A 15133-nucleotide genomic window follows, 5' to 3' on the forward strand; every position below is an offset into this window, starting at 1 on the left:
ACCGGCAGCCTGCGCAGTACCCGCGGCGCAGGCCGACCCCGAGCCGGACGTCGTCCCGAACGCGCTTCCCGAGCCCGCCCCGAGGGCCGCACCGGCCGCGGCGGACCCGCCGTGAGGCCCACACGCCGTCCACCACGGTCGCCCGCGCGCTCCGGCCGGGAGGAACAGGACGACGGGCCGGTCACGCGTCGGTTCGCCCGGGAACGTGTCCGGCTGTCAGGTGCGGGTACCCGCTCACCGCCGAGCAGCCGGCCAGGTGAGGAACACCGCCGTGGCGCCCCGATCGAGCCCCCCGCCGCCAGGGGAGGTCCGTCGTCCCTGCGCCATCGGGAGACAGGGGACGACATGCCCACCAGACGCAGGCTCGAGGGCCGCACGATCGCTGCCCTGGTGGCCGACGGCTTCGAGAAGGTCGAGCTGATCGTGCCGCTGCGGGCCCTGAAGGCGGCCGGCGCCGAGGTGGACGTCGTGTCCCTGCGGCGCGGACGGATCCGCGGGGTGAACCTGCACATGCCGGCCAGCCGGGTCCGCGTGGACAAGACGATCGGCGAAGCCGATCCCGGCGGCTACGACGGCCTGCTGGTGCCGGGTGGGTTCATCAATCCCGACCTCCTCCGGCAGTCCGCCCCGGCACGGGACTTCGTCCGCGCGTTCGCCGCGAGCGACAAGCCCATCGCCACCCTCTGTCACGGACCCTGGGTGCTCGCCTCGGCGGGACTGGTGGACGGACGGACCCTCACCTCCTGGCCCGGGGTCCGCGACGACCTGGTGAACGCGGGTGCCACCTGGCTCGACCAGGAGCTCGTCCGGGACGGGAACCTCACCACCAGCAGAGGGCCCCAGGACATGGCCGCCTTCATCCCCGGGATGCTGGATGCCTTCGCGACGACGTCACCGGAGCCGACGACGACCGCACCACGTCGTGAGTCCGATCGGCAGCGCGAGGCGCCCGTCGGCTGGGCCATCGCCGCGCTGCGGTGGTCGCCGAAACCGTCGGCCGCCGCCGTGATGGGCATCGGCCTGGCCGCCGCCGCCCAGCGCGCCCTGCACGGCCCGGCCGCGCAGAGCTGGAGGGCCCGGGCGGCAGGTCGTGCCGGGTGACGTCGGCGCCTGCGCGGCGCCGCTCCACGGCCCACGCCGGCGCTCCGGGTGCACCCGCGGCGGTGGGCCCTTAGCCGGTACCTCAGACCACTGCGGCCCTTTCCTCATCCGGAACGGGACTACTCCGTCCCTGTTCGCGGTAATGGCGCGCACGGGGGTCAGGCGTCGGCAACGTTGAACAGCCAGCGTGTCTGCCGCGGCCGCGGTCCCGGGAGCATCGATGCAGGAGACCGCGAGCCTCGAACTGGCCGAGATCGCCGACTCGGCCAGTCCCTTCCGCGAACGCTCGCAGCAGATGCTGGAGCTGCTCCACCGCCTCGTGCCGTTCGACGCCGCGTGGCTGGCCACTGCCGATCCGATGAGCAGCAGCTACACGTGCGTGGCCAGTACCGGCCTCGACGAGGTCACCGTGCAGTACCTGAGCGGTCCCACCGCGGCGCACGACATCGAGGTGACCCACACCGACCCTGCGCACCTGCCGCTGAGCTCGTCCGACCTGCCCTACCCGGTCGCCGACCTGCCGACCTGGGCCGAGTGCCTCCTCCCCGCGGGCTTCCACGAGTCCCTGGGCGTCGCCCTGTTCGACGGAGACCGGCGCCACGTCGGGCACCTGGCGCTGCTCTTCCGCAGCACGCAGCCGCCGCCCCTGGCCCTGCGGCGCCGGCTGCACCAACTGACGCCCGTCCTGGCGCGCGGGTCGGACCCGTTGCGCTCGCTGGCCGCGGCAGCGCGGGTGGTGCGGGGGGCGACCGCCGGCGCGGTGCTGTGCCGCGGCAGCGCCACCCGGCCACTGCCCGGCCTCGACGGCGACGCACTGCTCGCCGAGGGATCGCCCGTGGTCAGCATCGCGCGCTCGTGCATCGACGACGGCCGGGTGCTCGCGTCCTTCCTGTGGCCCCGCGGAGGACGCCACGCCCCGGACGGGCACGTCCGCGTGACCGTCCTCTCCGCTCCCGGGGAGGCATCGGCACGCCTGCTCGGAACGGTCGTCCTCTCCCCCGTGACCGACCTGCGGGGGCTGACGCCGCGCGAGCTGGAGGTGCTCGGGTTGCTGGTCGACGGGTGTTCCAACCAGCAGATCGCCCGCGCGCTGGTCGTGGCCCCGCGCACCGTCGCTGCCCACCTGGAGCACGTCCTCGTCAAGCTCGATGCGCCCACGAGGACGCTCGCCGCGGTGCGGGCCGAGCGCGAGGGCCTCTACGTGCCCCTGATCCCGTCGCCCTGCCGTGCCTGAATCGGGCGTTCTGCCGATGGCGCTCCCCCGTCTGCCTCGGTTCCATGGGAGGACCGGGCGGTCCACGAGGTCGCCGGGTCGAGCGCGTCCGTCCACCCGGAGGGAGACCATGACCGCGTACGAGTCGTCCACCCAGGCGGCGGGCCCGCAGGCCTCCAGCGCATGAGCCGGCTGCGGCTCCAGCGCTTCGTCCGCACCAGCCTGTGGCTGCTGCCGATCGGCTGCCTGGCCGCGGGCGCCCTCCTCGTCGTCGGAACGCTCGCCGTGGACCGGGCGACGGGCTACCGGCTCGTCCCGCAGAGCCTGACCGGGACGCCGTCCGACGCCCAGACGATCCTGTCCTCCTTCGCCACCGCCATGGTGTCGCTGACCAGCCTCGTCCTGACGGTCACCCTGGTCGCGGTCCAGCTGGCGATGGGGCAGTTCTCGCCCCGCATCGTGGGGGCGCTGCTCACCGACCGGTGGAGCCAGCTGGCGATCGGGTTGTTCGGCGCGAGCTTCCTCGTCGCGGTGCTCACCCTCCGCGAGATCCGCGGCTCCGACACCGGCACCGTGCCCGGGCTGTCGATGCTGCTGTGCTACCTCCTGATGCTCGCCAGCATCGTCGTGCTCGTCCTGTTCGTGCACCACATCGGCCAGGGCCTGCGGGTCGCCGGGCTGATCGACCTCGTCGGCGACCGGAGCCGCGCGTTCATCGTCCGCGAGCACGGGGAGCGGCCCGTCGTCACCGGCGGCCCGGACGAGATGGTCGCCGCGCAGCCCGGCAACGTGATCCGCGTCGACCGCCCGGCGCTGGTCGCCGCGGCCCGGCGGGCGGACTGCGTGCTGGAGCTGGTCCCCGTCGTCGGGGACTTCGTCGTCGGCGGCGCGCCCCTGGTCCGGGTGCACCGGGGCACCCGGTCGCCGGTGAGCGCCGACGGCCCCCCGGCCGGCCGGCTCCGGGCCACCGACGTCACCCGCCACGTCCTGCTCGGCCCGGAGCGCGTGCACACGGAGGACCTCGCCTACGGCTTCCGCAAGCTCGTCGACATCGCCGTGCGCTCGATCGCACAGCCGTTCAACGACCCCACGACGACGGTCCAGGCGCTGCACCGGCTGCACGACCTGCTGCGCCAGATCGCCGCCCGCCCCCTGCCCTGCGGTGAACACCGCGACGAGGACGGCGTGGTGCGCCTGCTCGAGCGGACCGTCAGCTGGGACGGCTACGTCCGGCTGGCCTTCGACGAGATCCGCCTGGCCGGGGCGTCGGAGCCGCAGGTGACCCGGAAGATGTGCGCGGCGCTGGCCGACCTCACGAGCGTGGCACCGCCGGACCGGCGGGAGCCGCTGGACCGCCAGCTCCGGCTGCTGACCGCCGCCGTCCGGCGCGCCCACGACGACGAGGAGGACGTCCTCGCAGCGCTCACCCCGGACACCGAGGGCATCGGGTCAGGGGCCGACGTCACCGTCGCGCCACCACCTCGGTCGGCTCCCGCACCGCACTGAGCCGGCCAGGTGCCGGCCCACCCGTCGTCGGGGGGGGGGGGCAGGAGCGATGCCCGACCCGGGCGGCGGTCACGCGTCGGATGCGGCGTCAGCTCGTCGGACGGCGACGATGGCGATGTCGTCGCCGGCGCCTCCGACGTCGACCAGGTCGGCGAGCACGCCGTCGACGAGTGCGGCCAGCGGCGCGGCCCGGCGGGCGGTGGCGGCGCCGGCCAGCCGGGCCAGGCCGGCGTCGAGGTCGTCATCGTGGCGTTCGATCAGCCCGTCGGTGAAGGACAGCAGCGTGGCGCCGGCCGGCAGGACGGTGCGGGCCTCGGGGCGTGCGCTGTGGTCGGGCAGGCCGAGCGCCCGGCCGGGCGCCCCGTCGAGCCAGGTGATGCCGCCGTCGGCGTCGGTGAGCAGCGGCGGCGGGTGCCCGGCGCGGCTGTAGGACAGCTCGCCGGTGGCCGGGTGCAGCCGGAGGCAGGCGACGGTGCTGACCGCGGCGCCGGGGACGTCGTCGGCGATGCGGTCCAGCAGGGTCAGCGCCTCGGCCGGCGGATGACCGGCGACCAGCAGCGCGGCCAGCGAGCTGCGCAGCACCCCCATGACCGCCGCCGCCGCGCTGCCGTGGCCGACGGTGTCGCCGACGGCGACCGCGACCCGGCCGTCGGGCAGGTGGTGCAGGTCGTACCAGTCGCCGCCGGCGGCGGTGCCGCGCACGGCCGGTAGATAGCGGGTCACGACCTCCAGCCCGTCGACGTCGGGCACGCGGGCCGGCAACAGGCTGCGCTGCAGCACCTCGGCCATCTCGCGGCGGACGTCGGCCAGCGTGGCCCGCTCCAGGGCGACGGCGAGCTGGTCGGCGACGGTGCGCAGGAAGGTGCGCTCGCCGTCGTCGAAACGGCGGGGTGTGGTGAAGGTGACGCCGAGTGCCCCGAGCACCCGGTCGGCGGCCAGCAGCGGCAGGGCGGCGGTGGCCTGGGTGGTGGCCTGCAGGTGCGGTGCGACCCCCGGAAAGCGCCGGACGACTGCCGAGCGGTCGGCCAGCCACACCGCCCGGCCGGTGCGGGCCGCCGTCGCGAGCGGGAACGGAGCCGCCAGCCGCATCGTGGCGAACCGCGCCAGCCGCTCGGTCGGATAGCCGTGGGCCTGGAGGGTGTGCAGCAGCCCGTCCGGTGCCAGGGTGCACACCGCGACCACCGAGGCGGCCAGTGCCCGGTGCAGTCCGTCGGCCAGCGCGGCGGCGGCCTCGGCCACGGTGCCGGCCGCCGACAGCGCGGCGGTGAGCTCGTGCAGCTGCCGCTGGCGGGCGGTGACGCGTTCGGTGGCGACCATCGTCGCGATCCGCTGGCCGAGGTCCTCGGCGAGGGCCAGGTCGTCGTCGTCGAAGCGACGGGACAGGTCGGTGGTGTAGACGCTCAGCAGGCCGATCGGCTGGTCGCCGTCGAGCAGCGGCACCACCAGCTGCCGACGCGGGGTCGGATCGGCGGCGGCCAGCCGCTCGAGGGCGGGGTCACCGTGCAGCGCTTCCCGGCGCATCGGCTCGGACAACGGATCGACGGCGAACGGCCGGCCGGCGGCGATCAGCGGCCGCAGCTGCCTCGGCGCCAGTACCGGAGGCATGCCGCGAACCTGGACGGCCACCTCCGGCGGGGCGGCGGCCACCATCCGGTAGGTGTCGTCGTCGCCGGCCAGCCACACCACCGCCGTCTCGCCGAGTACTCCCAGCGCCAGCTCGGCGACGGCGCCCAGCCGTTGCTCGACCGGTCCGTCGGCGGCCAGCGCTCGCCCGGCGGCGGCCAGCAGCGCCGCCGCCTGCTCCCGCCGCCGGGCGGCGGTGACGTCGACGAGCACGACGTGCAGGCTGCGGGCCCGGCCGTCCTCGTCGCGGGCCACGTGCCCGAGGTGCTGCAGCCACAGCCAGCGCCCGCCGCGGGTCCGGGCCCGGTAGGTCAGGGCGAAGTCCGTCTCGTCGCCGGCGACCGCCTGCCGCACCCGCCGCACCACCTCGGCGCGGTCGTGAGGGTGCAGGATGCGCTCCCACAGTCCCGGATCGGCCAGCCACTGGGCGACCGGGTAGCCGAGCAGCTCCTCCACCCGGTCGTTGAGGTAGGAGAACCGCAGCGTGTGCGGATCGCGCTCCCACACCACCGCGTTCAGCCCGGCGACCAGCGCCTCCAGCCGCGCACGGCCGGTCTCGGCGGCCCGCCGCGCCGCCTGCTCGGCGACCGCCGTGGCGCGCGCTGCCTCTGTGGCCCGCCGCTCGGTGACGTCCACGATGCTGCCGCGCACCAGCCGCCGGTCGGTCGACGGCAGCCGCAGCAGGGTGATCTCGCACGGCACGCCGGTACCGTCGGCGCGCTGGTGGATCCACTCGAACCGCGGCCGACCGCCGGCCAGTGCCAGCTCGATCCAGGCATGCGCTGCCTCGGCCGAGTCGCGGCCGTCCGGCTGCCGCGGCGGGCTGACGTCGATCGGTCCGACGCGCAGCAGTCGCGCCCGGTCCATGCCGAACAGATGCTCGGCGGCGGCGTTCACCGACGTGAAGCGGCCGGCGTCGCAGTCGAGGACCACGACGGCGTCGGGTGCGTGCTCGATCAGCGCCCGGGCCTGGGCCAGCTCCTCGGCCCCCTCACCGGCTGCGGCGGTCAGGTCCGTGCTCACCTGACGCAACGAACGCCTGGGGAGGCTCACCTGCGCACCTCCGGAGGACCCACCGGAGCCCCGCGGGTTCGAGGGCGGGACCAGTATCGCGCGAAGATCGTCTCGGCGGGAGGTGCGCCGGGCGCTGCTTCGACGGCGGGCGAGCCGCGGGCACGGTCGTTCGCCTGCGGTGCCGTGTCGCTCCTGACGCCCGCGTCAACGGCGACCAGAACTGCGACCAGAGACGACTCAGGCCGTCCTCCCGGAGGAGAACGGCCTGGTCATCGGGGTGGAGCTGAGGGGACTCGAACCCCTGACCCCCACACTGCCAGTGTGGTGCGCTACCAGCTGCGCCACAGCCCCGTTCCTCGGCCCGCCCGGTCTCGCTCGGGCCACGGAGAACTATACGACCCCAGGAACCTCTCCCTGCGACGGGGGGTCGTCCCGCGCGTCGCGCGTCAGACCTCGACCCCGCGCTCGGCCAGCCACGGCACCGGGTCGATCCTGCGGCCGTTCATCCCGCCCTGGTGCACCTCGAAGTGCAGGTGCGGCCCGGTCGACTGGCCGCGGTTGCCCAGCAGCGCGATCGTCTCGCCGGCCTCCACGTACTGGCCGGGCTCGACGAGGATCTCCTCCATGTGGCCGTAGACGGTGACGTCGCCGTTCTCGTGCAGCACGTAGACGGCCAGGCCGAAGCCGCTGGCCGCACCGGCCCGGACGACGACGCCGTCCATGGCCGCGTACTCCGGCGTCCCGATGGGGGCAGCCAGGTCGATGCCGTAGTGGAAGGTGCCCCACCGCGAGCCGTAGCCGCTGGTGAAGCGCGCGCCGTCGACCGGCAGCACGGCCTTGGGCCTCGCCGCCTCCCGGGCGGCCTCCGCGGCGGCGGCCTCGGCCGCGGCCCGCTCGGCGCGGCTGGCCGCGACCTCCTGCAGGCGCGCCTGCGCCTCCGCCTCGGTGATCGAGGCCATCGGCAGGACCTCGAGGGACTCCTCGCCGGTGGCCAGCTCCATCTGCGCGCCGAGCACCGGCGTGGACCCGGCCTCCGCCCCGGACCCGCCGGGCACCCCGAGGACGCCGGCGCCGACCGCGCCGGCCACGAGCGCGGCGAGCAGCAGCTGCGGGCGGCGGTCGCGCAGGCCGCGACGGCGGGCGCGCGGCACGGCGAGCGCGGCGGTGGCGGGCTCGGCGGCCGCGGCGAGGACGGGCAGGGCGGTGGTGGCCGTCGCGGGGACGTCGTCGGCGGCCTCGGTGGTGACCTCGGCGGCGGACCGCGGGACCGGGACGACCGCGGGGCGGACCGGCGGAAAGCCGCGCAGCGGGGACGCCGGGTGGTCCGCCGCACCCCGGGGGTCGCCGGTCCGGGGACCGGGCACCGCCGCGGGAGAGCCGCTGACGGGACGGGTCAGCAGACCCGCATCACTCCGGTGACTGGCCAAGGCGCGTACCCCGCTCGCTCGTGGAAAGCGGCCCGTCCGGGCCCGATCGAGTGGTATCGATCCAAACACACCGTGACCTCACCGTGACTCGGAGTGCGGCGTGTCCGTCGGTGACACGCCGTGTGCGCTGTATCACGTGTGGCGCGTGGGTTTGGGGCGGCCCCCGCGTGGGGATGTCCGGTCTTCCGGTGTGCAGCAGCCCGCGCCGGTCCGACGGAACCGCCGGGCCGACGCCGGCCCCGACCGACGCCCGCGTGCCCACGCTTCGCGGGCGACGTCGCGACCCACCGGCGCGACCCACCGCAGCACCGCCCCGCCGACGCCCGTCCGCCCCTCGATGTGCGTCCGGGAACCCCGGCGTGGTCCCATGATCGTTCCCCGCCGTGCGCGGGCGGCCGACCGTGCGCCGGCCGAGCACGGACAGGAAGGACCGATGCCTCGATGGCACAGCCCGAGCGCTCCCCGCGGCACCTCCCGCGGGCCGGCACGGTCGCGCAGCCGACGGCACTGCCCGTCGGCCGCGTCCGGCCGCTGACCGCGGCGACGCTCGAGCAGCACGGGGCCCGGCTCACCGTCCCCACCTACGACCGGGCGTCGCTGACGCCGTCGGTCGTGCACCTGAGCGTGGGCGGGTTCTCCCGCGCCCACCAGCTCATCTACTTCGACGAGGTCGCCCAGCAGCGGATCTCCACGGAGTGGGGCGTCGTGGGCGTCGGCCTGCGCGCCCGGCGGCTGCGGGAGGCCCTCGCGCCGCAGGACAACCTCTACACCGTCGTCGAGCGCAGCCCCGACGGCGAGCGCGCCCGGGTGGTCGGCGTCCTCACCGACTACCTGTTCGCCCCCGACGCCCCGGCCGCGGTCCTCGACCGGCTCAGCGACCCGCGCACCCGCGTGGTCACGATGACCATCACCGACGCCGGCTACCTGCTCGACCCCACGACCGGCGTCTTCACCCCCGACGACGACGTCCGGCACGACCTCGCGCACCCCGGCGCCCCGCGCACCGTCTTCGGGTTCCTCGTCGAGGCGCTCGACCGCCGCCGCCGGGCCGGCGCGGCGCCGTTCACCGTCGTCTCCTGCGACAACCTGCACCGCAACGGCGACGCCACCCGGGCCGCCGTCTCCGGGTTCGCCGCGCTGCGCGACGAGGTCCTCGCCCGGTGGATCACCGACCGCGTCGCCTTCCCCAGCAGCATGGTCGACCGGATCACCCCGCAGACGACGCCCGACGAGCGCGAGGCGCTCGCCCGCCGGTACGGGGTCGACGACCGCTGGCCGGTCGTCACCGAGCCGTTCTCCCAGTGGGTGATCGAGGACTCCTTCTGCAACGGCCGCCCGCCGCTGGACGCCGTCGGGGTCCGGTTCGTCCACGACGTCACCGACCACGAGCTGATGAAGACCCGGCTGCTCAACGCCAGCCACTCCGCGCTCGGCTACCTCGGCACGCTGGCCGGGCACGAGCGGATCGACGTGCTCATGGGCGACCCGGTGTTCGCCGCCTACGCCGCCCGGCTCATGGACGACGAGGTCACCCCGCTGATCCCCGTGCCGGAGGGCATCGACCTGTTCGAGTACAAGGCCACGCTGCTGCAGCGCTTCGCCAACCCGGCGATCGCCGACCGGCTGTCCCGGCTGTGCCGCCGCGGGTCGACCAAGCTGCCGCACCACCTGCTGCCCTCGCTGCGCCAGGCCCTCGCCGAGGACCGCCCGCACGCGCTGCTCACCCTCGCCCTGGCCGGCTGGATCCGGTACCTGCAGCGGGTCGACGAGCACGGCCGCTCGCTGCCGATCGAGGACGACCGCGGGCCGCACCTGCAGGCCCTGGCCCGCGCCGGCGGCGACGACCCGCGCCTCCTGCTGGCCGACGAGCCGGTCTTCGGCGACCTCGGCTCGGTCCCCGGGTTCGCCGACGAGCTGGCCGGCGCCGTGCGCCGGCTCCGGTGCGACGGCGTCCGCGAGACCGTCGCCGCCGCCACCGCCGCGAGCGCCCGGTGAGCGCGCCCCGCACCGGCGGGGCGGCCGCGGTCCTCCCCCGCGACGTCGTCGCGGGCCTGACCGCGCTGCTGTGCGACGCCGACGGCAACCTGTTCCCCTCCGAGGAGCCGGCCTTCGTCGCCTCCGCCGAGGTCACCAACCGCTTCCTCGCCGAGCTCGGCGACGCACGCCGGTTCACCCCGGAGGAGCTGCGCCTGGCCACCACCGGGATGAACTTCCGGACGACGTCGCGCCGGCTGGCCGCCGAGGCCGGCCGCCCCGAGGTCGACGTCGAGCCGTGGGTCGCCGAGGAGAAGCGCGCGGTCACCGCCCACCTCGGCGAGCACCTGCGCCCGCACGCGCCGACCAGCGCCGCCCTCACCGCGCTCGCCCCGCACCTGCGGCTGGCCGCGGTCAGCTCCAGCGCGCTGGCCCGGCTGGCCGCCTGCTTCACCGCCACCGACCTGGACGGGCTCATCCCGCCGGCGGCCCGGTTCAGCGCCGAGGACTCGCTGCCGGTGCCCACGAGCAAGCCCGACCCGGCGGTCTACCTGTACGCCTGCGAGCACCTGGGGATCGCCCCGGAGCAGGGCCTCGCCGTGGAGGACTCCGTCCCCGGGGCACTCTCCGCGGTCCGCGCGGGTTGTCCCACGGTGGGCAACCTGCTGTTCGTCCAGCCCGCCGAGCGCGCCGAGCGCGAGGCCGCGCTGTGGGAGGCCGGCGTGCTCGCCGTCGTCTCGTCCTGGCAGGAGCTCGCCGACCTGCTGCTGCCCGTCCTGACCGGAGGTGGTCGATGAGGATCGTCTACACCAGCTTCCGCGGCCTGTTCTCCGACAGCCCGCGCGCCGTCTACGAGGCGCTGGTGGCCCGCGGCGACGACGTCACGCACACGTGGCTGACCGCGCCGGTCGCCGAGTCCGCCTTCCCGGCCGACGTCGAGACCGTCCCGTTCGGCAGCCCCGAGAGCGTCGCCGCGCTCGAGGCCGCCGACGTCGTCGTGTCCAACGACCACGTGCCGTTGGACTGGGAGAAGCGCCCGGGCGCCTTCTACCTGCAGACCTGGCACGGCACCCCGCTCAAGCGGATCCACAACGACGTCCTCTGGGCGCCGGAGGGCCGGCTGGCCTACCTGGAGCACGACATCGCCCGCTGGGACGCGATGCTCTCCCCCAACCCCTACAGCACCGGCCGGTTCCGCCAGGCCTTCGGCTTCCGCGGGCCGGTGCACGAGACCGGCTACCCCCGCAACGACCTGCTCTCCAGCCCCGAGCGGGACGCGGTGCGCGCGCGGGTGCGGGCCGGGCTCGGCATCGACGACGACGCCCGGGTCGTCCTCTACACCCCCACCTGGCGCGACGACCTGGTCTTCGAGGGCACCGGGGAGCGCGACTTCCACTTCCCGGTCGACCTCGCCGACTTCACCGACCGGCTCGGCAAGGACCACGTGCTGCTGCTGCGGCTGCACAACATGGTCTCCGACCGGCTCGAGTCGATCGACGGGATGCCGGTGCAGGACGTCTCGTCGTACCCGGACATCCGCGACCTGTACCTGGCCGCCGACGTGCTGGTCACCGACTACTCGTCGACGATGTTCGACTTCGCGGTCACCGGGAAGCCGATCCTGCTGTTCCCCTACGACCTCGACGAGTACCGCGACCGCCTGCGCGGGTTCTACGTGGACCTCGAGGAGGTCGCGCCCGGGCCGATCGTGACGACCAGCGGGGAGCTGGTCGACGCGCTGGCCGACCTGGACGCCGTCACCGCGGAGCACGCCGACCGCTACCGGTCCTTCCGCGAGACCTACACCGCCCTGGAGGACGGCAACGCCACCGGGCGCGTCCTCGACCTGTTCTTCCCGCCCGGCGGCCCCGCCGGCGCGGCTGACCCGACCCGAGGAGGGGACGACAGTGCGCATCGCTGACCTCGTGCAGACCCGGGTACCCGGCCGCAGGACCGGAGCAGCCCGGCCGGCCGCCCGCACGCAGCCCGTCCCGCCACAGGTGGTCATCCTGGCCGCCGGGATGGGCACCCGGCTGGGGCGCCCGCTGCCCAAGCCGCTGACGCCGCTGGTGGACGGCCGCAGCATCCTGCACCGCCAGCTGGACACGCTCGCGCAGGTCTTCGGCCCCGCCGTCGACGTCACCGCCGTCGTCGGGTTCCAGTGCGAGCTGCTCATGCAGGCCGCGCCCGACCTCCGCTTCGCCTACAACCCGCACTTCGCGCGGACCAACACCTCCAAGAGCCTGCTGCGCGGCCTGCGGACCACCCGCGAGGGCGGCGTGCTGTGGCTCAACGGCGACGTCGTCTTCGACGCCGCCGTGCTGGAGGCCGTGGTGCCCGCGCTGGAGGCCGACGAGAGCTTCGTGTGCGTCGACACCTCCACCGTCGCCGACGAGGAGGTCAAGTACACCCTCGACGGCGACGGCTACATCGCCGAGCTGTCCAAGACGGTCACGGGCGGCCTGGGCGAGGCCGTGGGCATCAACTACGTCTCCTCCGCCGACAAGGCCGTGCTGGTCGAGCACCTCGACGCGTGCGGTGACCAGGACTACTTCGAGCGCGGCATGGAGACGGCGATCGTCGAGGCCGGCGTGCGCTTCCGTCCGGTGGACATCTCGCGGTGGGCCGCCGTCGAGGTCGACTTCGAGGCCGACCTGGACCGGGCCAACGAGATGCTCTCCGGCGCCCGCCCGCACCTGCACCCGGTCCCGGACGGCACCGCCTAGCCGGAACGGCCCCGCGGCCCCGGCCGGTCAGGCGACCGGCTGGGGCTCCGGGGCGGGGTCCTGCGGGCGGGACCGCTCCGGGTCGCGGAAGCGCCGGGCGGCGGCCAGCCCGCCGACGACGAGCCCCGTCCCGCCCGCGACGAGGACGGCGACCGCCACCCGGGCGAGCGGCTCCGGGCCGCCGCTGGCCACGTGCGCGCTCCACAGCACGTCGACGTCGGGCAGGCCCTGCACCAGCAGCAGCCAGCCGAGCACGACCGCGAACAACCCGGCCATGACGCCCCGCCCGCGGCGGGCGGCGACCCAGCCGAGCACCGCCACCAGCGCCGCGGTGACCGCGGGCAGCAGCGCGGACACCACCGCCGCCGCGTGCGAGGACACCGTGACCGGCGGCTCGGGCGTGCTCGCCGCGTGCCACAGCGCGGCGGCGCCGCCCGCGGCCAGCGCCCAGCCCAGCGGCCGCGGCGACCGGGCCAGCAGGCCGGCGGCCGCGACGGCGGCGGCCAGCGCGAGGTGCAGCCCCCAGGTGAGCGCCGTCGACGGCGGCGGGCTCCAGGTGAGGACGCCGCGCACGGTCACCGCGGTGTCGCCGTGCCGCACGGGGACGGTCCAGGCGAACACCGTCTGGGCGCGGTCGGGGTCGGCCGCGACCGCCGGCGGCAGCTGCCCCTCGGTCATCCAGTGCGTGCGGTGGTCGTGCCAGGTGTACTGCGGCTCGGTGGAGACGCGCACCCACTCCGGCTCGGCCCGCGGGTCGGCGTCCGCGGGCAGGGTGACCCGGCCGAAGCGGTCGAGGTTGATGTAGGTGGCCGGGCTGTGCGCGTTGCGCCAGACGCCGTCCGGGCCGATCCGCAGGTAGGGCTCGTCGGAGTAGCCCGGCACGGTCACCTCGGTGCCGGTGGAGTTCACCAGCTCCAGGGAGTCCCCGAAGTCCAGCACGCGCACGCTCACCCCGGGCACTGCCGGCTGCACCGAGGTGACCCGGCCGGCGAAGTCGCTGCCGGCGGCCTCGCCGCCGACGTGGGCCTGCGCCGGCCCGGCCAGGGCGAGGGTCGCCAGCACGCCGAGCAGGACGACCAGGAGCCGTGCGCCGGCGGCCCGGGCCCGCTGCACGGCGCCGCTCACGCGGCGTCGGCGACCGCGGCCAGGTCGCCGGCGATGTCCCGCGCGGTGTTGCCGGCGTCGAAGGCGACGTGCGCCTGGTCGTCGGCGCCGTAGAGCAGCAGCAGCGAGCTGTGCAGCCGGCCGTCCTCCTCGGCCAGCGGCACGCCGGCCGACAGCTGGGCCTGGTCGATCGCGTCCTGGTCGCCGGTCAGCCCGACGAACTGCGTGGGCAGGTCGGCGTCGAACCGGTCCAGGTACTCCCCGAGCACCGGCGGGGTGTCGGTGGCCGGGTCGGTGGTCACGAACACCACCTGCACCTGCTCGGCCAGCGCCGGGTCGGTGTCGCGCAGCGCGAGGGCGACGTCGGCCATCGTCGTCGGGCAGATGTCCGGGCAGTCCGTGTAGCCGAAGAACAGCAGCGTCGGGCGCCCCGCCGTGACGGACGCGAAGTCGTAGGACGCGCCGGTCTGGTCGGTCAGGGTGAACGAGGGCCGCTGGTAGGGGTCGGGCAGGTCGAGCCCGGCGTAGGTGTCGTCGGGCCCCTCCACCGTGGCGACCGGGCCGCCCGCGTGGTCGTGGCCCTCGGCGGCCGCCGCCTCGTCCCCGTCGTCGGAGCCGCAGGCGGACAGCGCCAGGCCGGCGGCGAGGAGCAGCGCGGCGCTCCGGCCGCGTCCGGGAGCGGTCACGAGGACACGGTACGTCGGCCCGCGCGGTACCCGAGGACGACGCCCGCGACGCCGACGGCCAGCGCCAGGATGGCGACGAACAGCGCCAGCCCGGCCGGCTGGTTGCTCACCTCGCCGTCGTGGGCGTGCCCGTCGGCGGCGGCCGCGGTGTCGGTGGCGGGAGCGTCCCCGGAGGCGGCGGCCAGCGTCAGGGTCGGCGCCGGGTTCTCCGGCTCCTCCTGGCCCTCGACGGTGGGCTCGATCCACGCCGACTCGGTGCCGTCGCTGTAGGTCTGCACCGTGGGGAACGACAGCGTGTCGGCGTCCGGGAACGGGCCGCCGGACAGCGAGAACTCCTGGAACTGGCCGGGCGCGATCCCGCCGCCGGCGTCGGCGCGGAACTCGACCACCGAGACGTAGCTGGTGATCTCCGTCCCGTGGTCGTCCGCCGGCGAGGAGAGCTCGGCGGCGGTCGTGACGACCGTCCACCCCGGCACCGGCAGGGTCCGCAGCGAGGCCAGCGCCTGGTCCTCCGGGATCGAGATGCGCACCGAGACCGTGCTCGCGGTGTCGCTCTCGTTGGGCACCCGGAAGGTCAGCTTCCCGTAGCCGCCGGCGGCGGCGTCGGCCGACGAGACCGACACGTGCGCCGACGCGCCGGCCGCGACCACGACGGACGCGACCAGGGCGGTCAGCACGGCGGCGAGGACGACGCCGGCACGGGCCAGCGGTCGCAGGATGAGGGACACGGTTCTCCTTCTGTCGTCCCGCGGAGGGGTT

The 15133-nt window shown here is 75.6% G+C and carries 12 protein-coding genes and 1 tRNA gene; 7 read left to right on the forward strand and 6 right to left on the reverse strand.

Annotation, left to right across the window (positions count from 1 at the left end; all coding sequences use genetic code 11):
• Window positions 1-345: 345 nt before the first annotated feature.
• The 3 genes from ACI79B_RS00380 (at window position 346) to ACI79B_RS00390 (ending at window position 3820) form a co-directional block, all read left to right on the forward strand.
• Window positions 346-1101, forward strand: a complete 756-nt coding sequence (locus ACI79B_RS00380) for a type 1 glutamine amidotransferase domain-containing protein (protein WP_456926111.1) — start codon at window positions 346-348, stop codon at window positions 1099-1101.
• A gap of 220 nt (window positions 1102-1321) precedes the next feature.
• Window positions 1322-2335 (forward strand): response regulator transcription factor, encoded by a 1014-nt coding sequence (locus ACI79B_RS00385; RefSeq protein ID WP_456926112.1) that lies wholly within the window; start codon window positions 1322-1324, stop codon window positions 2333-2335.
• Window positions 2336-2497: 162 nt separating this feature from the next.
• Window positions 2498-3820 (forward strand): DUF2254 domain-containing protein, encoded by a 1323-nt coding sequence (locus ACI79B_RS00390; protein ID WP_456926113.1) that lies wholly within the window; start codon window positions 2498-2500, stop codon window positions 3818-3820.
• A 69-nt stretch (window positions 3821-3889) separates the two neighbouring features.
• Here ACI79B_RS00390 and ACI79B_RS00395 read toward each other — a convergent pair whose 3' ends face one another.
• The 3 genes from ACI79B_RS00395 to ACI79B_RS00405 form a co-directional block, all read right to left on the reverse strand.
• The gene (locus ACI79B_RS00395) at window positions 3890-6466 is read right to left on the reverse strand and encodes a SpoIIE family protein phosphatase (RefSeq protein ID WP_456926114.1); all 2577 of its coding nucleotides are present in this window, start codon (window positions 6464-6466) and stop codon (window positions 3890-3892) included.
• Window positions 6467-6735: 269 nt separating this feature from the next.
• Window positions 6736-6808 (reverse strand) — tRNA-Ala (locus tag ACI79B_RS00400).
• 95 nt (window positions 6809-6903) lie between these two features.
• Entirely contained in the window at window positions 6904-7821 is a 918-nt protein-coding gene (locus ACI79B_RS00405; RefSeq protein WP_456926115.1) for a M23 family metallopeptidase, read from the reverse strand.
• 504 nt (window positions 7822-8325) lie between these two features.
• Between ACI79B_RS00405 and ACI79B_RS00410 the strand changes: the two genes are divergently transcribed.
• Genes ACI79B_RS00410 through ACI79B_RS00425 form a run of 4 tightly spaced genes read left to right on the forward strand, consistent with a single transcriptional unit; the run spans window position 8326 to window position 12584 of the window.
• Window positions 8326-9879, forward strand: coding sequence for a mannitol dehydrogenase family protein (locus ACI79B_RS00410; RefSeq protein ID WP_456926117.1), 1554 nt, complete (start codon window positions 8326-8328; stop codon window positions 9877-9879).
• Window positions 9876-10655, forward strand: coding sequence for an HAD family hydrolase (locus tag ACI79B_RS00415; protein WP_456926118.1), 780 nt, complete (start codon window positions 9876-9878; stop codon window positions 10653-10655). Before ACI79B_RS00410 ends, ACI79B_RS00415 begins: the two co-directional genes overlap by 4 nt.
• Window positions 10652-11779, forward strand: a complete 1128-nt coding sequence (locus tag ACI79B_RS00420) for a CDP-glycerol glycerophosphotransferase family protein (RefSeq protein ID WP_456926119.1) — start codon at window positions 10652-10654, stop codon at window positions 11777-11779. Before ACI79B_RS00415 ends, ACI79B_RS00420 begins: the two co-directional genes overlap by 4 nt.
• A complete protein-coding gene (locus ACI79B_RS00425) occupies window positions 11766-12584 on the forward strand; it encodes a phosphocholine cytidylyltransferase family protein (protein WP_456926120.1) in 819 nt (272 codons plus the stop codon). The genes ACI79B_RS00420 and ACI79B_RS00425 overlap by 14 nt, the downstream gene beginning before the upstream one ends.
• Window positions 12585-12611: 27 nt before the next feature.
• On the opposite strand, the gene ACI79B_RS00430 is transcribed toward ACI79B_RS00425, so the two are convergent.
• From ACI79B_RS00430 to ACI79B_RS00440, 3 genes are read right to left on the reverse strand one after another with little or no spacing between them, the layout of a single operon-like run.
• A complete protein-coding gene (locus ACI79B_RS00430; RefSeq protein ID WP_456926122.1) occupies window positions 12612-13709 on the reverse strand; it encodes a hypothetical protein in 1098 nt (365 codons plus the stop codon).
• Entirely contained in the window at window positions 13706-14374 is a 669-nt protein-coding gene (locus ACI79B_RS00435; protein WP_456926124.1) for an SCO family protein, read from the reverse strand. The genes ACI79B_RS00430 and ACI79B_RS00435 overlap by 4 nt, the downstream gene beginning before the upstream one ends.
• Window positions 14371-15102, reverse strand: coding sequence for a YcnI family protein (locus ACI79B_RS00440; protein WP_456926125.1), 732 nt, complete (start codon window positions 15100-15102; stop codon window positions 14371-14373). The genes ACI79B_RS00435 and ACI79B_RS00440 overlap by 4 nt, the downstream gene beginning before the upstream one ends.
• Window positions 15103-15133: the final 31 nt, after the last annotated feature.

The organism is Geodermatophilus sp. SYSU D00879, assembly GCF_054050375.1.

Excerpts from the sequence above, each read along its gene's own strand:
- ACI79B_RS00420 (WP_456926119.1), top strand. The coding sequence starts at position 10,652 with ATGAGGATCGTCTACACCAGCTTCCGCGGCCTGTTCTCCGACAGCCCG.
- ACI79B_RS00390 (WP_456926113.1), top strand. The coding sequence starts at position 2,498 with ATGAGCCGGCTGCGGCTCCAGCGCTTCGTCCGCACCAGCCTGTGGCTG.
- ACI79B_RS00385 (WP_456926112.1), top strand. The coding sequence starts at position 1,322 with ATGCAGGAGACCGCGAGCCTCGAACTGGCCGAGATCGCCGACTCGGCC.
- ACI79B_RS00380 (WP_456926111.1), top strand. The coding sequence starts at position 346 with ATGCCCACCAGACGCAGGCTCGAGGGCCGCACGATCGCTGCCCTGGTG.
- ACI79B_RS00410 (WP_456926117.1), top strand. The coding sequence starts at position 8,326 with ATGGCACAGCCCGAGCGCTCCCCGCGGCACCTCCCGCGGGCCGGCACG.